General features: G+C 59.8%; 18 protein-coding genes and 4 pseudogenes. 11 read left to right on the top strand and 11 right to left on the bottom strand.

Going from position 1 to position 21,036, the window contains the following annotated elements; genetic code table 11:
* Positions 1-88 precede the first annotated feature (88 nt).
* The 3 genes and pseudogenes from OMK73_RS05740 to OMK73_RS05750 all read left to right on the top strand — a co-directional run.
* A complete protein-coding gene (locus OMK73_RS05740; RefSeq protein WP_267601137.1) occupies positions 89-1,006 on the top strand; it encodes a tyrosine-type recombinase/integrase in 918 nt (305 codons plus the stop codon).
* Between the two features lie 98 nt (positions 1,007-1,104).
* Complete coding sequence (locus OMK73_RS05745) at positions 1,105-1,542, top strand: HU family DNA-binding protein (protein ID WP_267601138.1); 438 nt, start codon at positions 1,105-1,107, stop codon at positions 1,540-1,542.
* 225 nt (positions 1,543-1,767) lie between these two features.
* A pseudogene (locus tag OMK73_RS05750) lies at positions 1,768-1,839 on the top strand (integrase); the annotation flags it as partial.
* Positions 1,840-2,163: 324 nt separating this feature from the next.
* Here OMK73_RS05750 and OMK73_RS05755 read toward each other — a convergent pair.
* Entirely contained in the window at positions 2,164-3,030 is an 867-nt protein-coding gene (locus tag OMK73_RS05755; RefSeq protein WP_267601139.1) for a LysR family transcriptional regulator, read from the bottom strand.
* Between the two features lie 131 nt (positions 3,031-3,161).
* Between OMK73_RS05755 and OMK73_RS05760 the strand changes: the two genes are divergently transcribed.
* Genes OMK73_RS05760 through OMK73_RS05770 form a run of 3 tightly spaced genes read left to right on the top strand, consistent with a single transcriptional unit; the run spans position 3,162 to position 6,466 of the window.
* A complete protein-coding gene (locus OMK73_RS05760; RefSeq protein WP_267601140.1) occupies positions 3,162-4,271 on the top strand; it encodes a GntG family PLP-dependent aldolase in 1,110 nt (369 codons plus the stop codon).
* Complete coding sequence (locus tag OMK73_RS05765) at positions 4,268-5,449, top strand: M24 family metallopeptidase (RefSeq protein WP_267601141.1); 1,182 nt, start codon at positions 4,268-4,270, stop codon at positions 5,447-5,449. Before OMK73_RS05760 ends, OMK73_RS05765 begins: the two co-directional genes overlap by 4 nt.
* Positions 5,450-5,479: 30 nt before the next feature.
* A complete protein-coding gene (locus OMK73_RS05770) occupies positions 5,480-6,466 on the top strand; it encodes a tripartite tricarboxylate transporter substrate-binding protein (protein ID WP_267601142.1) in 987 nt (328 codons plus the stop codon).
* A gap of 819 nt (positions 6,467-7,285) precedes the next feature.
* Here the strand turns inward: OMK73_RS05770 and OMK73_RS05780 are convergent.
* Positions 7,286-7,810, bottom strand: coding sequence for a tannase/feruloyl esterase family alpha/beta hydrolase (locus tag OMK73_RS05780; protein WP_267601143.1), 525 nt, complete (start codon positions 7,808-7,810; stop codon positions 7,286-7,288).
* Positions 7,807-8,877 (bottom strand): tannase/feruloyl esterase family alpha/beta hydrolase, encoded by a 1,071-nt coding sequence (locus OMK73_RS05785; protein ID WP_267601144.1) that lies wholly within the window; start codon positions 8,875-8,877, stop codon positions 7,807-7,809. Before OMK73_RS05785 ends, OMK73_RS05780 begins: the two co-directional genes overlap by 4 nt.
* 366 nt (positions 8,878-9,243) lie before the next feature.
* Here OMK73_RS05785 and OMK73_RS05790 point away from each other — a divergent pair, with 366 nt between their 5' ends.
* Both OMK73_RS05790 and OMK73_RS05795 read left to right on the top strand, forming a co-directional pair.
* Positions 9,244-9,882, top strand: a complete 639-nt coding sequence (locus OMK73_RS05790; RefSeq protein ID WP_267601145.1) for a TetR/AcrR family transcriptional regulator — start codon at positions 9,244-9,246, stop codon at positions 9,880-9,882.
* A 310-nt stretch (positions 9,883-10,192) separates the two neighbouring features.
* Positions 10,193-11,263: pseudogene (locus OMK73_RS05795) on the top strand (AMP-binding protein); the annotation flags it as partial.
* Here OMK73_RS05795 and OMK73_RS38135 read toward each other — a convergent pair.
* Positions 11,231-11,473, bottom strand: coding sequence for a hypothetical protein (locus tag OMK73_RS38135; protein ID WP_324291666.1), 243 nt, complete (start codon positions 11,471-11,473; stop codon positions 11,231-11,233). The pseudogene OMK73_RS05795 and the gene OMK73_RS38135 overlap by 33 nt on opposite strands.
* A 20-nt stretch (positions 11,474-11,493) precedes the next feature.
* Here OMK73_RS38135 and OMK73_RS05800 point away from each other — a divergent pair, with 20 nt between their 5' ends.
* Both OMK73_RS05800 and OMK73_RS05805 read left to right on the top strand, forming a co-directional pair.
* Positions 11,494-11,829 carry an AMP-binding enzyme gene (locus tag OMK73_RS05800; protein WP_267601146.1) on the top strand — a complete coding sequence of 112 codons (336 nt, stop codon included), beginning with the start codon at positions 11,494-11,496 and terminating at the stop codon, positions 11,827-11,829.
* Positions 11,830-11,847: 18 nt separating this feature from the next.
* Positions 11,848-12,648: a Crp/Fnr family transcriptional regulator gene (locus OMK73_RS05805; protein ID WP_267601147.1), complete on the top strand. Its 801-nt coding sequence runs from the start codon at positions 11,848-11,850 to the stop codon at positions 12,646-12,648.
* Positions 12,649-12,716: 68 nt separating this feature from the next.
* On the opposite strand, the pseudogene OMK73_RS05810 reads toward OMK73_RS05805, so the two are convergent.
* From OMK73_RS05810 to OMK73_RS05825, 4 genes and pseudogenes are all read right to left on the bottom strand, one after another.
* Positions 12,717-13,915, bottom strand: a pseudogene (locus OMK73_RS05810) (acetyl-CoA C-acyltransferase).
* A gap of 14 nt (positions 13,916-13,929) precedes the next feature.
* A complete protein-coding gene (locus OMK73_RS05815; RefSeq protein ID WP_267601148.1) occupies positions 13,930-14,688 on the bottom strand; it encodes an SDR family NAD(P)-dependent oxidoreductase in 759 nt (252 codons plus the stop codon).
* 15 nt (positions 14,689-14,703) lie between these two features.
* Positions 14,704-16,074, bottom strand: a complete 1,371-nt coding sequence (locus OMK73_RS05820; RefSeq protein ID WP_267601149.1) for an MFS transporter — start codon at positions 16,072-16,074, stop codon at positions 14,704-14,706.
* Positions 16,075-16,122: 48 nt separating this feature from the next.
* Positions 16,123-16,860, bottom strand: a complete 738-nt coding sequence (locus OMK73_RS05825; RefSeq protein WP_267601150.1) for a nitroreductase — start codon at positions 16,858-16,860, stop codon at positions 16,123-16,125.
* A 235-nt stretch (positions 16,861-17,095) separates the two neighbouring features.
* On the opposite strand from OMK73_RS05825, the pseudogene OMK73_RS05830 reads away from it, so the two are divergent.
* Positions 17,096-18,759, top strand: a pseudogene (locus OMK73_RS05830) (AMP-binding protein).
* Positions 18,760-18,808: 49 nt separating this feature from the next.
* On the opposite strand, the gene OMK73_RS05835 reads toward OMK73_RS05830, so the two are convergent.
* The 3 genes from OMK73_RS05835 to OMK73_RS05845 all read right to left on the bottom strand — a co-directional run bounded on the left by OMK73_RS05835 (position 18,809) and on the right by OMK73_RS05845 (position 21,026).
* Positions 18,809-19,072, bottom strand: a complete 264-nt coding sequence (locus OMK73_RS05835) for a zinc-binding dehydrogenase (RefSeq protein WP_267601151.1) — start codon at positions 19,070-19,072, stop codon at positions 18,809-18,811.
* On the bottom strand, positions 19,069-19,842 hold the full coding sequence (locus tag OMK73_RS05840; protein ID WP_267601152.1) for a zinc-dependent alcohol dehydrogenase family protein: 774 nt from the start codon (positions 19,840-19,842) through the stop codon (positions 19,069-19,071). Before OMK73_RS05840 ends, OMK73_RS05835 begins: the two co-directional genes overlap by 4 nt.
* Positions 19,843-20,003: 161 nt before the next feature.
* Positions 20,004-21,026 carry a branched-chain amino acid ABC transporter permease gene (locus OMK73_RS05845; RefSeq protein ID WP_267601153.1) on the bottom strand — a complete coding sequence of 341 codons (1,023 nt, stop codon included), beginning with the start codon at positions 21,024-21,026 and terminating at the stop codon, positions 20,004-20,006.
* Between the last annotated feature and the right edge of the window lie 10 nt (positions 21,027-21,036).

A 21,036-nucleotide genomic window follows, 5' to 3' on the forward strand; every position in this document is an offset into this window, starting at 1 on the left:
GTTCCACCCCGCTAACCTGAAAGCTATGTCCGCCTCGAAGAGGCGGTAGGGGTGCGCGGAAAGCGGAATTCAGTATATAAATGCCGTCATGACACCCGTCGACACCCTCTGGCTCACCAATCCCACCCTCGCCTACGCCGATTGGCAGCGCCGCGAGGCGGCCGGCGCGGACCGGCGCCCTTTCGCGGCCCGCTCGATCATCCAGCATCAGGCCATGTTCGAGCACTTTCGGCGTCATCTGCTCGACGCCGACACCACTGTGGCCACCTTCGGTCCAGACCATATCGATACCTTCTGGCAGTTGCCCGACGCGAGCGGCTACAGTACCGCCACGCGCATGCGCTATCTGAAACTGCTGGACCGGTTATGTCGCCACTTGGTTGCCATCGGCGTGCGCAAGAGCAATCCAGCCGGTCAATTGGTCCGCGACGGTCAGTGGCCGAAGGCCGAGCCGGATCCCATCTACCTGCCAGAGGACGCGGACGCCCGCCTGCAGGCTTGGGTGCAGCCGCACGCTGGGGATGATCCGGCGGCCTTGCGCAACCGCGCCATCGTGGCGCTCTTCGTCGGCACCGGCGTCACGGCATTGGAAGGCCGCACGGCCCGCAGGGAGGACCTGCAGCCCGATGCTGCCCCGCCCTACCTGCGCGTGCCAGCCCACGGCGCGCGTGATACCCGCACGATCCACCTCGCCGCGTTCGCGGTGCCGATCCTGACCGAGTGGTGCGTTCGCCGGCAGACCCTTCCGGTCGTTGGCGACCTCGTGTTCTCACCCCAGGCCAGCGGCAAGCCGATCACGGATATGAGCCTTGGCAAGATCGTGCGAGCGGCGCTCCTCGCGATCGACTTCGAAGCGCAAGACATGAGCCCGCGGGTGCTGCGCAACACCTACTGCCGGTGGCTGCTACTTGCCGGGCGCAACCGCGATGAAGTCGGCAAGCTGCTTGGGCTGGCCAGCACGCGCACCTGCGACCGGATCAGGGCCACCATTGACGCTCAGTTGTAAGTGTTGGTGTCCCCAAGTCCCACAAACCGCATAGAGTTTGCTATTCTCGCGAACGCCTCTACGGCGAAATATCAACGAGTAACCAGACAAAGAAATCCATGGCAACCAAAGCGAAAGCTGTCGTAAAGACCCCGGCCAAGCCTGCCGCCAAAAAGGCAGCGCCGGCCAAGAAGGCAGTAGCACCGGCTAAGAAGGCCGCTGCGGCTGCACCGATGGCGAAGCCGCTGAAGGAAACCTTCACCAAGGCGAGCTTGCTGGCCCACCTGGTCGCCCAGACCGAACTGGACGCCAAGACCGTCAAGACCGTGCTGGCCCATCTGGAAAACACGGTCCTGAGCGCGGTGCACAAGAAGGGCGCGGGCGAGTTCACGCTCCCTGGCCTGCTCAAGGTCGTGGCCACCCAGGTTCCTGCCACGAAGAAGCGTTTCGGCAAGAACCCGTTCACCGGCGAGGATCAATGGTTCGCCGCCAAGCCGGCCACAGTCAAGGTCAAGGTTCGCCCAATGAAGAAGCTGAAGGACGCAGCCGCCCTGTAAGGCGTACCGACCTGCTGAACGAATGGAGCCCGCGAGGCTCCATTTTTCGAGCCTGGCTGACAAGAGAATAGGCCCTTTCCGCGGGCCCCGAACGACGGATCAGCAGGGTGGATGTCAAGGCAGGCGGACGGCCGAGATCGGCCAGTTACGGTCATCCGCGTCTAGGCGGGCGAATGGCTGAAGTCGATTCTACTTCGGCCTTCAAGAACTGCGCTGCTGCTCTCTGAAAGTACAGTCCGATACCTTGGCATTGAGGTAGACGACGCGCTCGAAATGGCAGAGCAAACTGAAGTGTGATACCGCCATAGCCGGCGAGCGGTCGCTTGCCGGCCAGTAGCGGTTAGCCACCTCCGGGAAGTTGAATACCCGCAGTCAAGGCGATTACAGCCATCCGGCCTCTGAGAGTTTAGCCCCAGAGCTTCCCGTGCGAATGCCCCTTGATGTAGTCAGGCTGCCCAGCATTGCACTGTCATCGGGGCGTCACAACAATATTTGATCGGCACTCACCGAGACACGCCATACCTCGGCGTCTGAAGCTCAATAAGGCCGATCCATCGTGTCAGACAACGGCGATCCTATTAGTAACGCCGCGCGGCTCAAAGGAGCACAGGAAAGACATGCTTATGTGCCCACGGCAAACACCTCGGCGACTGCTTGTATTCTTCTGTCATCGTCTTCCGACCGCCTCCAAACGAGCGATATGCGTCGAAATGGCGCACTGCGTCCCAAACTGATTTCCGTAACCAGGTATGCATCGATCAGCGGTCGTCGCGGCTGTGGCACCACAGTAACCCCCATGCCGAGCGAGACCATCGACACAATTGCATCCATTGACCTTAGCTCTAGTGTCGGAGAAATGCCGGGTGCGAGTTCGCGTACGTGTCTAGCGGCCACTCGCCCGCCCGAAAGGCTTGTGTCATAGCCGATCCAGCCGAATTTGTTCAAAAGCGCTTTCGGTTCGATGCCTGAAACCCGAGGCGGTGCGAGCATGACATATGGCTGGCGCCATATGTCATGCCACGTCATTCGCGTGGAGCCCCCATTCTCAGGTCTCACCAACAACGCCGCGTCTATCCGACCAGCGCGCAGCTCGACCAGAAGCTCGTCTGTGTCATTAAGCGGTGGGATGCGAACGTCGAGCGCAGGGTGTTTTTCACGCAAGGCCCGAAGTGCACCAGGAAGCATATCGCTCTGCATGCTAGTAATAACCCCTAGCCGCATCTTGCCTTCCACCTTTAGAGAGGGACGAGAACGCATCGACTCGATGCGGTCACTGAATTCTGCAGCCGCCGCCGCAACCTCGATCGCAAAGGGCGTGGGGCGAACTATACGGGTGCTCCGGTCGAAAAGCGGCTGCCCCAGATACTGCTCAAGCTGCTTGATCTGTAGGCTCACCGCGCTGGGTGTACAGCCAACGGCCGCACCCGCAGCGGTGAAGTTGCCATGCACCAGTATCGCGCGGAGTGTATGAAACGCACTGAGATTCATAAGCAAAACTCAAAGTTGAAATCTGAGTTTATCACTTCTCTTCAAAGTCACAGGATCCTAAACTTAGCTCAATCCCAGGCCGGAAAGCGTTGGAAGACAGGCCTAGAACCGACTCCTTGAGCTAAGTAAGCATGACCCAACATCAACCTTCGATCCACGTCGACTTGCGTAGCGACACTGTGACATTGCCGACGACCTCGATGTATGAGCGCGTTCTGTCTGCGCCGCTCGGCGACGATGGTCTCGATGGTGACCCGACCGCCCAAGCGCTCGAACAGTCCACCGCAATTATTCTGGGTAAAGAAGCAGGTCTGTACGTCCCTAGCGCGACCATGGCAAACCTTCTGGCCATTCTTGCGCAAGTGCAACGGCAGGAGATGGTGTTGGCTGGGGCCGCCTCGCACATTTACACGGCGGAGCGTGGAGCCGCCACCGTGACCGGCGCCTTCTACCAGGCCATTCCGGACCAGAGTGGAGCGTTGGACCCTGATGCGTTGGCAGCAGCCTTTGCGTCGACAAAGGGCAATCTCAAAACTCGCCTCGTATGCGCCGAGACTTCGCACAACAACGAAGGTGGGTCAGTGGCCTCACTTGAGCATATGCGCACGGTCTACGAAATGAGCAATGCGGCTGGAGTCAATGTTCATCTGGACGGCGCTCGCCTCTTCAATGCCGCCATCGCGTTGCAAGTGCCTGCCCGGGTCATCGGCGCTCAAGCCGATACGATATCAGTTTGTCTTTCAAAAGGCCTCAGCGCCCCAATGGGCGCTGTACTGGTTGGCCCTGAAAAAACCATCAGCGAGGCGCGCTGGCTTCGCAAACTGATCGGCGGTGCACAGCGTCAGGTCGGTATCGCCGCTGCCATGGGCCTTGAGGCCCTCGACACCATGGTCCAGCGCCTGAGCTCGGATCACGAACATGCGAAGGATCTGGCTGGCGGACTGGAAGGCATTCAAGGTCTTCGAATCCGACAACCTCAAACCAACATTGTGCAGGTAGATGTTTCCAACACCGGCATGGGTGCGAAGGACTGGGAGACCCAACTGCGAACCCGAAACGTGCTGGTTCGGCCGTGGGGCCCCACCCTGCTGCGCTGCGTTACTCACCGACATATCGACGGGTCCTCCATCACTGCAGCCGTGCAAGCTTTCCAGGCCATCGCCGATGGTCGCCGCGCTCCGCTACAGCAAGCCCTGACAAACAGTTTTTCAACCTTTCACCAAGCGAGTTCCCGAAAATGAACAAGGAAATCCACTTCGAGAAGCAGTCACCCAGCTTCTATGCCGGCGACGTTCTCCATGCCATCAAACAAAAGAAGCTGCAGAAAGCTCTGGAAGCCTCGGGTTTCGACGCCTTCCTGTTCTTCAAGGCCGAAGCAGTCCGTTGGGTATCTGACTTCTACGTGAAGGGCTTCCGCCCATTCCTAGAGCCCGAGTACGTCGCACTGGTTGTCAAGGGAAAACCGCCGGTTGTCGGCTACATCTCGGGAAGCGATGACTTGCGTATCCGTTTCAAGTCGGACATTGAAGATGCTCGTCGACTCCCGCACGTATCGAAGTGGCACGAGACCATTGCCAAGATGCTGTCCGACTACGGTGTCGCGAACGGCCGCGTCGCCACCGACATCATGCCGCACATGGTCTACAAGGGGCTCGGCGAAACCTGTCCGAATCTGGAGATTGGTGACGTCTCTTCCATGTGGCTACAACTCACCGCAGTGAAGGACCCGATTGAAGTTGACCTGATTCGCAACTCGCTGAAGGTCGCTGACCTCGGTGCTTTGGCTGCCATCAAGGCAATCAAGCCGGGAGTAAGCGAGCATTCCGTAGCGGCAGAAGCTGTTTATGCGATGCGTCGGGCCGGCTCCGAATTTGAGCCCTTCATTCCGCTGGTAGCCTCAGGTTCGAACGCGTCGATGTTCGAGCGCATCGCGACCGAAAAAATAATCCAGGCCGGTGAAATGGTGATTTTCGACCTGGGCGCTGTCGTAAAGGGTTACACCGCCGACCTCGGCCGCACCGTCATCTGCGGTGGTGAACCCACAGCGAAGCAGCGGGAAGTCTACCGCGCCACCCACCTCGCCCTTCAGGAAGCGAAGAAGATGATCCGTCCGGGGGTAACCGGTAAGGAGATTGATGCGCGCGCACGCGAAGTCATCGCTGATTCGGGTTGGGGAGACTACGTCTACACGGGGAACACGGGGCACCAACTGGGCTATGGCCTTCATGGCGAGCCGCTCGTTGACCGGCGTGTCGACTTCGTTGTGGAAGAAAACATGGTCATGTGCCTTGAGCCGCGCATCGTCCTCCCGGACCAGCCGGAAGTCGGCGGGGCTCACCTTGAGGACGTCGTGGTCGTCACTGCCAACGGCTATGAGCAACTCAACACGACCCCCTACGACGACCGCCTTTTGGGCTAATCCTTGTCATAAGTAACCGGAGAGCAAGCAATGAGTCTAGCATCGAAAGGCCGCCGGCGGTTCACTGCGGCGATTGGCGCAGCAGCACTTGCGACAGTGTTGCCTCGCGTCGCGTCAGCGCAAGGCGAGAAGCCGCTCCAAATTATCGTCGGGTATCCGCCGGGTGGAAGCACCGATGCATTCGCACGCCTAATCTCCGCGCCCCTCCAGTCAGTCCTCGGCCGAAACGTTGTCGTTCAGAATCGGCCTGGCGCGGGTGGCCAAATTGCCGCCAGCGCACTCCTGCGGGAAGGTAAGGATGGCTCCGCGATTCTGGCCATCAATCAACCGGACCTGAGTCTCGTGATCGCGAAGGGGACAGGAAACTTCAAGGGCAATGAGTTCCGCACGATTCTAGTGGACCTACATGAACCTCGCGTCTTTCTTGTTCGGAACGATTCCAAACTGAACACCTTTGCCAAGTTCGTCGCCGAAGCGAAGGTCAAGCCCGGCCAAGTGTCGATTTCAGTAGCAGGCAACACTGCCCAAGAGACCTATGCGCACTGGCTCGTGAAGCAACTCAAGGTTGACGTCACGATTGTCAACTACAAGGGTGGTTCCGAAGCTATCAATGCACTGCTGGCCGGTGATGTCACCGCAAACCTTGGCGACGATTTCAATCGCTTCAACCTGCGCTCCAAGACCACTGCTCTGTTCATCGGCGGTGACCGCAAGAGCCCGCGTTGGCCAGAGGCCGACACGCTCAAGAATCTTCTGACGGCCTACGGCATAGCCATGCCTTCCCCGACTTTCCTTCAACGGTATGGGGTATATGTTGTGTCAGCCGAGTTCGCTGAAAGGAATCCGAAGGCATACCAAGAACTGCAGAAAGCTCTGCTGCAAGCGCGCGCTAGCCAGATGTACACGGAGTATCTTGAGAAGAACAAGCTGACTGACCTCTCGGTTGGCGCTGCGGGAGAAAAATACGAACCCGTGTTCGCCGCAGAGCTGCGCGAAATCGAGCGCCTTACTCGATGAACCCAAAGGCCCAAAAACTTCCACAAGACTATTTGGAGCCATCATGCAGCCGAATGATTGGATAATGGCGCCCCTGCCCTGCTCCAGGCGTACACCATTACGCCAGAACGTCCTCAACGTCATCCGACTCACATCGCTTGTCGCACTTCTCGGGGCCACGTCCCTCGTGAGTGCGCAGAGCTTTCCGGACAAGCCGATCCACCTAATTTCGCCGAGTCCCCCTGGTGGCGGCACGGACACCGCCACACGTCTCCTGGCAACCAAGATTACCGAACTGACTAAGTGGCAGTTCGTCGTCGACACTCGGCCTGGCGCGGGCGGCAATATTGGCCTAGCCATCGGAGGCAAGTCCGCTGCAGACGGCTATACGCTGGTGATGGGGAAACGAGTAACCTGACGGTCAATCAGGAATCTGGCGCAACGGTCGATTGCTTCGAATTGCGCTGACCTAAGAATGGTGTCCCGTTCCCGGCCAGTTTAGGTCAGTCGGCTCCAGATCGTCGATGACCGAAACGGCCGATGAAGCGCCGTTGGCCGACACGGCGGCGGACGGCTCTTCCCGGCCATCTTCCGACGTTGGCCAACGGCATCAAGCGGACATTCCAGAGTCTTGTGCGCCCCAGATAACGGACCTTGGTGCCGCTGGCATTCCTGATCCTGTAATAGCCAGCGATCTTCAACGGCGGTCGCTGATGGAGGCAGAACGAAGCCTGTTCCCACCGACGTCGGATAGCAATTCCGCCGTCTCCTAGCCTTATCTATTATGCTTGTGTGTGGTGAGTTGGCCGCCAGCACCGGCCGACGGCCCTGAACCAAACGCTATTCTCCAGATACGCAAGTGAAGCTGGTCTCTGCATTAGGATCACCAGTTCCGTTGTACTTGGGATACTGGGGATACTTGCAAAGAGGGCGTTGCATGCCCGTTCCAGGCTCTACGCTGCGGGTAGCGACGATCTTTCGGCTCGACGGCTTTGCGCCTTTTTCAATCCACTCAAACATCGGGGTTACGAGATCAACCATGTCGGGCCCATTCCCACCATTTGGCGTGGCGGCACAATGATCGTTTCCGGGAAGCACATAGTATTCGACAAACTGATCCGCAGCAGCCTGCCCTCCCGCCGAAGCAACGACCTTATTGTAGTACTCCGTCGTGTTATTCAGGGTGATCAGCCAATCCGTAGTGCCGTGAAACAAAACCAGTTTGCCACCGCGGGCGCTGAACTTGCTGAGATCCGGATTGACCGCATCGATCAGGCTGGCCAGATAGTCAAGTCGAGTCGTGTACTGTTGCGGGTCCACATTAAGCGGGTCGACCGAAGGATCCTGGGCAACAAAGTACCTCATGTAGTCGCCACCCAGGATCTGGTAGGTCGTGCCCCCACGGCCTGCCATGAAGAGTCATCTGCCGTTTCGCCGCCAACATGCGGGAATGCAGCCCAAGTGTAGCGCCCACCTGCAACGCTTGTGGGTTCGTACAAGGCTTTCGCAGATTCCAACTGCGCGTCAGTCAGACAGGAATCCGATTCCATACCGGTGCACCGCAGCGCCGTCAGGTCGACGTTGCATGACGCGGGCCTGCTGATGATGTTGTCCTTCAGGCCATCCAGCTCGTCGCATTTTTCCTGCGTGAACCTGGCGATTGTCTGCACCTTTCCGACGCTGAGACCAGCCCCAGGCTTGGCTAGTTGCTTGAGGATCTTTTGATACCACAGGAATTGGCCTGTGTATGCGTTCGCAGGCGCCCTCGCGATGATGCCATCGAAAAGGTCGGGATGGCGTTGCGCCTGAATCAGGGCTTGCCGACCACCACCGGAGCATCCCTCATAAACGAACTTGGATTTGCTGATGGCATCACCATAGCGCTTACGTAGAACTGCCTTGGCGGATGCAAGCACTTTCGGTACCGCGCCATCTGCGTAGTCTTGCAACAACTGGGCGTCAAGCGCGAATGAACCCTCTGGGTGTTTCTCTCCATCGTGTCCGTGATTTGTTGCGATAGTGGCGTAGCCGCTTTCGGCAACGCCCGGGCTATACGCGCTCTGATATATCGCACCGTCGAAACCGCCCCCGCCCATGAAGAGAACACGATTGTTCCAGGTCGTCGGCATTCTCACTTCGAATGCGAGCTCCTTGGGCATCTCGCCGCGAACAAGGCAAGACTCTGGCACATTACCGCTGGCGGGCGCGAACGTTGCGCGTGTAATCTTGGCCCCTTCAGACTCCTGATTCAATAGCTCGTTGCAGGCTGCCTCAGCAGTCTTCGGCGGTGAGTCACCACCACCACAGGAAGCGAGCAGCACAGCAGTTGCAGTCAGGACCAGGCTTGAACGAGTGAGCGTCCTGGGGTTAATGGCCTGCAGGCTCTTGTGCGATCTTAGAAAGCCAGCGAATGTGTTACGAGGGAAGGTCATGGTGTCTCCTTGAATATGGCTTTTATGGTGCAGCCGGGTGGTCAGAAGCGGAACGGCCCTTTGCGCACCATCGTCGCTCCTTCTGCATACCAGCCTTGGTCCGGCTGACTGTCGCCATAGACTTCCGAATCTAGCGGCTCGCTACACCCGAGAATGTCTCGCACGTGACATTGCCGAACGCTAACGTCCCCTGCTCGCGCCGTGGAATTTCAGCTACTGCTGACACCGGTTCGGCCCAAGGATTCTGATCACGGCCCTGGCGCGAGCCGGCGAAGGCGGCTTGCCCGGATCCGGTGGCATAATTGGCTCAGCGTTATCGATGGCTTCGCACTTTCCTGGCGCGAGCAGAGCGACGAGTAGCCTGGCATGGAAGATCTTCTGAATCCCCAGCGTGTTCGCATCCGGCGCCGCGGCGCTGACAAGCATCCGCTTATTCTCAAAGCTGCGCGGGACCTGGTTTCACGGTCGGGATTTCGCGAGGCACAAATGACGGCTATCGCTGATGCCGCGGGCATCGCCATTGGCACGCTTTACCGCTACTTTCCCTCCAAGACCGAGCTCATGGTCGAAGTCGTCAAGACCACGGCGCAACGGGAAGTGGATGTGGTCGCAGGCATCGCCATGGGCGACGGGACTGCATGCGAGCGGCTCGGTGCAGCCGCCTGGACCTTCGCCAGTCGTGCCTTGCGAGGTCGCCGGCTCGCGCACGCACTGGTTGCTGAGCCGGTCGAGCCCGACGTGGAGGCCGCAAGGCTGACCTATCACCGTGCGTTGTCCAGGGTATTCAAGACGATCATCGAGCAGGGCGTTGCCGACGGCGAGTTTCCAGCCCAGGATGCTGCGGCCTCGGCGGACTGCATCGTCGGCTGCCTGTTCGAAGGGCTCGTCGCGCCGCTGAGCTCCGAAACCCGACCTGATACCGCGCCGTTGATCCCTCAGGCGGCAACCATTATCACTTTCTGCCTTCGCGGTGTATCTGGTCGCCCGCTGAGTTTCCCGCCTTAAGCGTGCATCGTTCGCGGCTCATGCAAGCAGCGCGACACTCCTTTCGCACAAAATGAACTGCTGTTCCACTTACAGCAAAATATCGCCGCATACGGTTTGTGTCTCTTGCGCCGCAATTCTGCGGGAAGAATGCCCTTATCTAGTAATTGCCCTGCCTAGCTCGTCCTTGACAGATGACGGGACGCGCCGTAGCCTTAAGTGAAATCACGATTTCACTTAAGAGCGGCAGCATGACCGCGCTGAGTGCAAGGAGACACGCATGGACACGCAGTCCTTCCGCCCGGACCTGGAGCGCCGTGTGGCAGAGTTGATGGGCCAATACTCCGAGCGCAGCGCCTGCCTTGCGTGGTTGTTGTGCGATCGGTATGAAGCGACGCGTGTTGCATACGATATCGTCGACGCCCAGGGACGATCAGAGCGCCTGACCTACGGCGACCTGAAGCGGCGCTCGGCATCATTCGCTGCAGGGCTGGCTTCCTTGGGGGTCGGCCCCGGGGTCCGGGTGGCCACGCTGGCGGGCAAGAGTACGGAATACCTGATCTCGTTGATGGCCATCTGGCGCCTTGGCGCGGTGCACGTACCGCTATTCACCGCATTCGCGCCACCCGCCATTGCGCTTCGGCTCGCGGGAAGCGCCGCAAAGGTGGTGATCTGCGACGGCGCGCAGGCGTCCAAACTCACGACGACGGACACCGACCTGCCGACAACGGACGTGAGTCACGTCGTGATCATTGGCGAAAGCCAAGCATTGCCGGATAGTCTTTGCACACAAAACTTCAATGACGTGATGGCATATGACGGTCCAGCAATCGTACCGACCGCACTTGGCGGCGACGCTCCATTCATTCACATCTACACCTCCGGCACCACCGGCAAGCCCAAAGGGGTGGTGGTACCAATACGTGCAATAGCGGCCTTCCGCGCCTATGTTGAATTCGGAATCGGGCTGCGCGACGACGACGTCTACTGGTGCGCTGCGGATCCGGGCTGGGCTTATGGCCTCTACTTTGGCGTGATCGGCTCCCTCAGTACAGGCGTCCACAGCCTGATGCTCAAAGGCGGTTTCGATGCGGCGGCGACGTATCGCGTACTCGACGAATACCGTGTCACCAGCTTCGCCGCCGCACCGACTGTCTACCGTTCGCTCATGTGCTCCGATGTGCCCGCGCCGCGCGGCCTGAAGTTGCGGTGCGCTTCCAGCGCTGGGGAACCCCTGACACCTGACGTGAACGAATGGGCCCAGGCCGCACTGAGCGTCAAGGTCCATGACCACTATGGGCAGACCGAAGCCGGAATGCTGATTAACAATCATCACGATCCCCGCCTCGCCAGGCGGATACAACCAGGCTCAATGGGCATTGCCATGCCCGGATGGAAGGCTGTTGTCCTGGACCGTGCAGAAGATGTGGAAGTGCCGGCCGGTGAAGTCGGCCGCGTGGCATTCGAGATCGGCGAAAGCCCGTTTTCTTGGTTTTCCGGTTACGAAGGCGAACCAGAGAAGAGCGCCGAGAAGTTTGCCGCCGGCCGCAAGTACTATCTCTCTGGTGACCTGGGTCGGATGGACGACGCCGGCGCCTTCTTTTTTCCTCACGCGAGGACGACGTCATCATTATGGCGGGCTATCGCATCGGCCCCTTTGAGGTGGAATCGGTCATCTCCGCCCATCCCGCTGTTGCCGAATGTGCGGTCATTGCGATGCCCGACAAGATACGAGGTGAGGTCATCGAAGCCTACGTCGTGCTGCGATCCTCCGCCACGCCAGGGCCCGAGATGGCAGCGGAAATCCAACAGTGGGTCAAGAACCGCTACGCCGCCCATGCGTATCCGCGACAGGTCCATTTCGTCTTCGGGTTGCCGAAGACACCCAGCGGCAAGATCCAGCGGTTCGTCCTGCGTGAGTGGCGGAAGAACGCGGTGCCGGCCGATTCGCCCGCGTCGCTGCCGTGATTGTAACCGTAGCAGCACTTGGCTGTCGGCACGCGTCGCCCACGCAAGAAAGGAGCTGTCATGCAAATGCTGTGTAACCCGCACGGGGAACGATCCATTGCGCCCGAATTTTTCTTGCGCACGCAATCGCCCCGCTCCGCCTCACTCGAATCCTTCGTCGAAAGCTCGATATGGTTTGCTGGCTTGGCGGCCGAGGAACAAGCCAGAGTGCAGGCCGACATCTACGAGCGCCAATATCCCGCGGGTGGCGTCGCTTGTCATCGTGGGAATCCGGCCGATCACTGGCTGGCCGTCATCGAAGGCATGGTCAAGGTCGACACCGCCTCGGCTTGCGGGCGGGCCATCACGTTCGCCGGCGTTCCGGCAGGATCGTGGTTTGGTGAGGGCGCGGTCCTGAAGAGCGAGCCGCGCCCATATTCGGTCGTTGCGATCAAGGAGAGCCGCGTGGCCTTTGTGCCCCGCGCGACTTTCCTTTGGCTCCTTGAACGCAATCCCGCCTTCAGCCGCTATGTCATCGACCAGCTCAATGCCCGGTGCGGCTACTACGTTGGCCTGGTCCACAACCTGCGCCTGCATGAAGCAGCAGCTCGCGTCGCATTCTGCCTGGCCGAGCTGTTTCACCAGCAACTCTACCCGTCCACCGGCCGGACACTGAGCTTGTCTCAGGAGGAGGTCGGTCGTCTCTCGGGACTGTCGAGGCAGAACACCAATCGGGCGCTGCGCGAACTGGCCGAAGCCGGCATGCTTGCGATGGAGTATGGCGCCATACAGATCCTCGATCTCGAAGGGCTGCGGCAGTTCGCCCACATCGGTGACTGAAGGACGCCGCAGGGGCTGCCGCGACGCGCACTGGAAATTGGCGGCGCGCCACGTTGCCATGGATGGCATCAGACCAGCTCGACAGCCACAGCGGTAGCCTCACCGCCCCCGATACAGAGGCTTGCGATACCTCGCTTACCACCAATTCTTCGAAGCGCACCCAGCAGCGTGACGAGAATTCGCGCACCTGAGGCGCCGATTGGATGCCCCAGTGCGCAGGCACCGCCGTGGACGTTCACCTGGTCCCGATCCAGCCTGAGATCCTGAACAGCCGCCATCGCAACCACCGCGAACGCCTCATTGATTTCCCACAGATCGACATCGGAGGCCGCCCATCCGGTGCGATCCAGGAGCTTACGAATGGCACCAATCGGCGCCGTCGCGAACTTGGCGGGCTCCTGGGCATGGCTTGAATGACCAACAATTCTCGCGAGGGGCGTAAGCCCATGCGCTCGGCGACGGACTCGCGGGTAAGCACCAGCGCCGCGGCGCCGTCCGAAATAGAACTAGAGGTTGCCGCCGTCACCGTGCCGTCCCTTCTGAAAGCGGGCTTCAGCGCAGGAATGCGGCTCAGGTCAGCCTTGCGCGGCTGCTCGTCTTCCCGGACCGTCACACTGCTCTTGCGGCCAGCGACAGTTAGCGGCACGGTCTCCCAGGCAAAGTGCCCCGCCTGAATGGCCGCCTGCGCACGCAGCGTCGAGAGAACCGCCCACCCGTCCTGTGCATCCCGGCCGAATCGATACGCGTCGGCGCAATCTTCCGCAAACGTTCCCATCAACCGGCCACGCGTATCTTCGCCATAGTGGTCCTCGATGCCATCGAGGAACATGTGGTCGATGAGCTTGCCGTGGCCAAGCCGGTATCCCGCGCGCGCTTTCGGCAACAAATACGGCGCATTCGACATCGACTCCATGCCGCCTGCCACCATCAGCTCATTCGATCCCGCAAGAAGCAGGTCATGGGCAAGCATCACCGACTTCATGCCCGAACCGCAGACCTTGCTGATGGTCGTACATGGCACACCAAGCGGCAGGCCTGCGTTGATGGACGCCTGCCGCGCCGGGGCTTGCCCGAGTCCGGCAGGAAGGACACACCCCATCAGCAGTTCCTGGACTGACGCGGGATCGATCTCCGCCCGTTGCACGGCGGCCTCGATGGCCGCGCCACCCAACTCCGGCGCTGTCAACGATGCCAGATCTCCCTGGAATCCACCGATCGGTGTGCGGGCCGCGGAAACGATCACCACTGAATCGTTTGTTTTCGTCATCACATTCATTCTCCTTATTTTGCCGCCATGCGGATTGCGCCATCGAGACGAATCACTTCACCGTTCAGATATGGACTGCCGATGATGTGTTTCACAAGGTCTGCGAATTCCGTTGGCCGACCCATACGCTGGGGAAAGGGCACGGCCTCCCCAAGCGCCTTTTGCACTTCTGCCGGCATACCCAGCAGCATTGGCGTCGCCATGATTCCCGGCGCGATAGTCATGACGCGGATGCCGAAGCGCGCCAACTCGCGCGCCAGCGGCAACGTCATGGCGACGATGGCGCCTTTCGAAGCGGCGTAGGCGGTCTGCCCAACCTGGCCATCGAAGGCGGCGATGGAAGCCGTGTTGACGATGACGCCCCGCTCGCCATCCGCCATTGCCTCCTGCGCGGCCATGATCTCCGCCCCAAGGCGCAGCACGTTGAAGGTGCCACCGACGTTGACCTGCATCGTCCGGCTGAAGGAAGCCATGGCATGCACTCTGCTCTTGCCAATGATCTTCTCGGCGGGTGCCACGCCAGCGCAGTTGATGACTCCACGCAGTGCGCCCAATCGCGCTGCGAAGGCGTACATGCCTTGCACACTATCTTCATCCGTGACATCGGTCCGCACGAACGCACCGCCTGATGCTTTGGCGACAGCTTCACCGGCATCCGCATCGCGGTCCGCGATCACGACTTTCGCGCCATTTTCGGCAAGGGCGTGTACCGTGGCGGCGCCCAGCCCGGAGCCGCCGCCCGTCACTACAAAAACATTGTCCTGAATTCGCATATTGGTAAGAGTGGTTTAGTGATGAGTGGACACCTGCGCATCCAGCGAGGAGAGCGAATTGTCTTGCGTCTTCTGTACGGAGGCACTGCGGCGGTGGTCGACCAGCATGACGGCAAGCGTTCCAATCACACCGGCAATACCGATCGCAAGAAAGTTCTGCTCAAGCGGCAGCTTCATAGCGACCAGCATCCCAATCAGCACCGGTGCCACGATGGCGCCAAGACGGCCAATTCCCGAGGCGAAGCCGACGCCTGTCGATCGAATGGAGCCGGGGTAAAACTCGCCAGCGTAGGCGTACGCGAGCAACTGCGTACCGAGCGTCGATGCGCCGACGACGAAGACAAGAACGAAGAGCAGCTCAGTAGCCTTCGTGTATCCCATGAGGGTGAGCGACACCGCACCGGTCGCGTAGAAGGCCACCAGCACATGCTTGATGTTGAACTTGTCGCCCAGCCACCCACCGCCAATCGCCCCGCATGCTGCGCCGATGTTGAACACCAGCACAAAGTTCAGCGCCGATCCGAGGCTGTAGCCAGACATCGCCATCAGCTTAGTCAGCCACGAGCTGAGCGAATAGACCATGAAAAGCCCGGTGAAGAACGCCGTCCACAGCATGACAGTGCTCAGCGCACGGCCATTGGCGAACAATGCCTTGACAGGAGCATTGGACGCCATCGCTTCCTGCGGTACAACAAGACGATCGTCATCGGCGATGCGTAGCTCCGGCGCGATCTTCTGTACAACACGCCGGAGTGCCTCCTGCCGATTCTTCTTGGCGAGGAAAGCCATCGATTCCGGCATCGTCCACAGGATGAACGGAATGAAGAGCACCGGTAGGCCCGCTACCAAGAACACGGCCTGCCATCCGTAGGCGCCGATGAGCTGCTTGCCGGTCAGGGCGACCAGAATGCCGCCGATGGAATAACCGGCAAATACGATCGTCACCAATCTCGCCCGCATCTTGCCGGGGGCGAACTCTCCCATCTGGGCAGTGACTACCGGCAGGACACCGCCGATCCCCAACCCGGCGAGAAAGCGCATCGCGCTGAAACTGACCGGATCGCTGGTCAGGCCAGCAGCGGCAGTGAACACGCTGAACAGCCCCACGCAGATGCAAATCGACAGCTTGCGACCAATCTTGTCGGCAAGCGTCCCCAGGTAGATAGCGCCCAGCATCATGCCGAACAGAGCCGAACTCGCCATGAATCCAGCCTTGGTGCCGTCCACGCCCATTTCCTTCATGATCGAAGGAAGTGCGGCGCCGACGACCGCCAAGTCATAGCCATCGAGCACGAGAATCAGCACACACCAAAACAAGATGATGCCGTGAAACCCGGAGAACCGGGCGGTCTCTGCAACCTTTTGCACATCGATATCTTTTTTCATCGTCTCCTCCATTCGTGATGGATCAAGTCATTGTTGTGAAAATTTCGCTCATGCGTGTTCCAGGCCGCGGAAGGTGGTGAAGCTAGACGCCGGGCCACGCTCGGACACGAGCGTGTTTTCCACGCGGCTCTCGTCTGCGTAGCCAAGGCTCATTCCCACCAGGAACTTCTCGGTTGGCGGCAGCGAAAGCTGTTGTTCGATGATCGTGTGGTACTTCATGAACGCTGCCTGCGGGCAGGTGCTTAACCCGTGTGCACGGGCGACCACCATGATGTTTTGAAGGAACATCCCGTAGTCAAGCAGGCTGCCCTCGCTCATCACTCGCTCCACGGTGAAGAGCAATCCGACCGGCGCATCGAAGAACAGGTAATTGCGGCCGTGCTGCTGCTGCATCCGCGACTTGTTGCCTTTTTCGATGCCAAGCAGCCCGTAGAGCTGCCATCCCAATGCACGGCGACGGTCCACATACGGCGAGACCCACTTCTCCGGGTAGTAGTCCCATTCATCGGAATGGCTGGTGGAAAGCGCAGGATCGTCATCGACGCGCTGGATCGCTTCGCAAAGGCGTTCCTTTGCCTCTCCGGCAACCACGTGGACCCTCCACGGTTGAATATTGACGCCTGTTGCGGCGTAGCGAGCCACGTCGAGGATCGCTTCAATCGTTTCGATCGGGACCGTCTTCTGCAGGAAGGCCCGCACGCTGCGGCGGGTGACGATGGCCCATTCCACGGCCTGACGAATCGTTGCCAACTCGCCAGGCGGCGACGCTAATCTGTTTGCTTCCACTTTCGCATCCCCTTCTCACTAGCTCACACGAGCGTGTGGGAAGGAGCGTAGTGCCGGCCCAGATTCCTCACTGTCACGTAGCCGACAATCGCGTCAGATGGCTGCGGATACTTTGAGCACGGCATTGTCCTGTGCAAGACATTGTTTGCTCGCCATGAGCGGTATCGTCAGCCCCTTAAGATCAATCGCTGGTGGAGCACTCGCGCCAGCCTCGAGAACCTGCAGGAGACAACGCATGGACACGAACATCTACCAGGTCGGACTGGCGCGCAAGTCCGCGAATCACGTGCCGCTCACGCCCCTCCACTTTATTGACCGGTGTGCCGAGCAGTATCCGGACCGCGCCGCCATCATCCATGGCCCCGTTCGTCAATCCTGGAAGGTGACAAGGGAGCGTTGCAGGCAACTCGCCAGCGCGCTCGTCAAGCGCGGCATCGGCCGCGGCGACACGGTGTCGATCCTGGCGCCCAATACGCCCGCAATGGTTGAAGCCCATCACGGCATTCCGCTCAGCGGTGCCGTGCTGAATGCGATCAACTGCCGCCTGGATGCCGACGGTCTTCGGTTCATCATCAAGCACGGGGAATGCAAGGTGTTGTTCGTGGACCGCGAATTCTCCGCACTGGCTGCCGAGGCCTTGCAAGGCCTGCCGAATGCACCGCTGGTGATCGACATTGCCGACGCGCTGGCGCCGGCAGGTGAACCGATCGGCGCAATGGAGTATGAGCAATTCCTGCGCGAAGGCGACACCGACTTCCCCGGAGTCTGGCCCGAGGACGAGTGGGACGCGATCGCGCTGAACTATACGTCCGGCACGACCTCCGACCCCAAGGGCGTGGTGCCCAGTCATCGCGGCGCATATCTTATGAGCATGTTGCAGCTGACAGACTGGGGAATGCCGCGCGCGCCGAAGTACCTGTGGACGCTCCCCTGTTCCATGCGAACGGCTGGTGTTTTTCATGGGCCATCACGGCGGCCGCCGGGACCCACGTTTGCCTGCGCAAGGTAACCGCGGCCAACATCTTCCGTGCCATCGAGGCATATGGTGTCGACCATTTCTGCGCCGCACCGATCGTGCTTGCGTCACTTGCCACCGCGACGCAGGAGGAGCGCCGTCCCTTCTCGCACGTTGTGCGCATCCGCACCGCTGGGTCTCCGCCGCCTGCAAGCGTACTCAAGGCAGTGATCGAGCAAGGCTTTGACGTCGAGCATGTATATGGCATCACCGAAGCGTCAGGAACACCGGTGAGTTCGTACGCGAATCCCGCATGGAATGAAAAATCCGGGGATGAGAAGGCCCGCCTGATGGCCCGCCAGGGCAACCGCGCCGCTGGCCTCGAAGGGCTCCGTGTGGCCGACCCGGAGACGATGGAATCGGTTCCCTGGGATGGCACGACACAGGGCGAATTGCTCCTGCGCGGCAACATCGTGATGAAAGGCTACCTGAAGAACCCCGAGGCCACCGAGGCGGCGTTCGCAGGTGGGTGGTTCCACACGGGTGATCTCGCGGTCGTGCATCCGGACGGGTACGTCCAGATTACCGATCGGTCGAAGGACGTGATTATTTCAGGCGGAGAGAATATTTCTTCGGTCGAGGTCGAAGACGTCCTCCACCAGCATCCCGCCGTGCTGATTGCCGCTGTCGTGGCACAACCGCATCCCAAATGGGGCGAGTCGCCGTGCGCGTTCATCGAACTCAAGAACGGTGTGGCAACGCCGACGGAAGCTGAGATCATTGCGTTCTGCCGCAGCCGTCTGGCCCACTACAAATGCCCGACAAGGGTCGTGTATGGGGCGTTACCCAAGACGGGAACCGGGAAGATTCAGAAGTATCGCTTGCGTGCGTTAGCGGGCAGCCGGGAAGCGATCACGGAACTGGCTGCCAATCACACAGATTGAGAGCACTGTCCGCGATCTACGATAGTTAGCTGCGTCGCTATTCGGAGCATCAGTTATTCGCCATCTGGCCGGCATGACTGATGCAGATCTTCCCGAAATGTTGGCCAGTAGCCAGGTAATCCATGGCGTCTCGCAATGCTTCGAACGGAAATACTCTGTCGACGACCGGACGCAGTCGTTTTCTGGCAATATGTGCCGCCATGGATTCGAAGTCCGCCCGGCTTCCGACGGTAATGCCTTGTAGCCGAACATGGCGCGTTACAACCTGGCCGAGGGGAATCTTGGGTTCTGAACCGGAGAGCACGCCGATCATGCTGATGGTGCCCCCGTGCGAACTGCACGCAGCGACTGCTCGAGCGTCCCCGCTCCTCCGACTTCGATGACGTGGTCAACCCCAGCTCCGTCCGTCATCGCTTTGACGGACCGTCCCCATTGCGGATCCGTGGTGTAGTTGATGGTCTCATCCGCACCGAGCTCTCGTGCCCGCGCCAGCTTCTTGTCACTCGACGAAGTGATGATCACATGCGCACCCAGCGACTTGGCGAACTGCAAGGCGAAGAGAGAAACGCCTCCCGTGCCCTGCAACAGGACCTTGTCTCCCCCTTCAGTCGCCCTTCTTTTACCAAAGCACGCCACGCAGTGACTAGCCGCCGTGGGCAATGTGGCCGCCTCAAAGTTACTCAGGTGTGAAGGGACATGACAAACGCCTTCGGCGGGCACGACCATGTAGTCACTCATGGTTCCATCCTGTTCGCAACCCAGGCTTGAAAGCATGCTTTCGTTGCTTGGTTCGCCGGCTATCCAGGTCTGGTAGAAGACCGGACAGGCGCGATCACCCAGCCCCACTCGCGAAACGCCATCGCCAATGGCGTCCACGACCCCAACGCCGTCGCTGAGCAGAATCAAGGGCAGTCCCTGCATTCGCTTGCCATATCCGCGCTTCGGGATAATGAGGTCGCGATAGTTCAACGCTGCGGCGCACATCTTCAGCCGCACCTGTCCCGGTGCGGGAGTCGGCAGTGGGCGCGTGGTCATTTGAACATGCTCCATAGACCAGCCGTTCTCTACTTGAAATACGCGCATCGATTTCTCCTCCTTGTGCTAGCCATTGAGCAACTCGCCGGAGTCACCTAAACAATATTGCACACATCGGCGATCGCCAGAAGGCGTTGTCTGAACTAAATCTGGCCACGGCATTCGGTTCATCAACATGTAGCCGAATGTCCCGGATATTCCCAGGCCGCTCAGGGCGTTTCCTGTACGGCACTGACCCCGTTAGGAGCCGCCGATGCGTTGCCGGCCGGACGCCTTCTGGATGCGAGCGCATTGATCTCGCCTACGATTCCCTTGCGGAAAGCGAGCACGCAGACGATGAATGTCAACCCAGTCACGATCGTTACCGACTCGCCTAGCCCTCGAAGCCACTCAATATGTGTCAGGTTCGCGAGCAACGCTCCAATTTCGCCGAGCTTGTTCTCGAGGATGAGGATAACGATAGCACCGACAATCGGACCGGTGAGCGTGCCAACTCCACCTACCAGCGTCATCAAAACCACCAGCCCCGACATTTGCCAGTGAGCATCGACCAGGGTCTCGAAACCCAGCACGAATGCCTTTGTCGCGCCGGCAAGTCCCGTCAATGCAGCGGACAGAACGATGGCGAGCACCTTGTAGCGATCCGCATCGTATCCAAGCGAGATGGCACGAGGCTCGTTCTCCTTCACCGCCCGCAAGATCTGACCGAACGGCGAATGAACGATGCGCGCAATGAGGGCAAAGCCGGCTGCGAAGATGACCAGAACGACGCAATACATGACCGAATCGTTAGTAAGGTCGATCAGTCCCAGAAGTTTGCCTCGTGGAATTCCTTGCATACCGTCCTCGCCACCCGTGAAGGGAACCTGAAGAAAGATGAAGTAGACCATTTGCGCCAGCGCAAGCGTAATCATGGTGAAGTAGATGCCCTTGCTGCGAATCGCCAGGAGGGCCATAAGAAACCCGAGCACCGCAGATGCCAGCACGCCGAGAAAAATCGCTCCTTCAAACGGCATGCCAAGTTTCGTTGAAGCATATCCTGCCAAGTAGCCCGCCGCGCCGAACAGTGCAGCATGCCCGAACGAAAGAAGCCCGGTAAAACCCATCAACAGATTGAAGGCGCAGGCGAATAGTGCGAAGCACATGACCTTCATCAGCAACACCGGGTAGATCACTGAAGGCAAGACAACGGCGCCGCACAGCGCAATGAAACAGAGAACTGTCCTTTTCATCGACTACTCC

Source organism: Cupriavidus sp. D39 (genome assembly GCF_026627925.1).
Classification (GTDB): Bacteria; Pseudomonadota; Gammaproteobacteria; order Burkholderiales; family Burkholderiaceae; genus Cupriavidus; species Cupriavidus ulmosensis.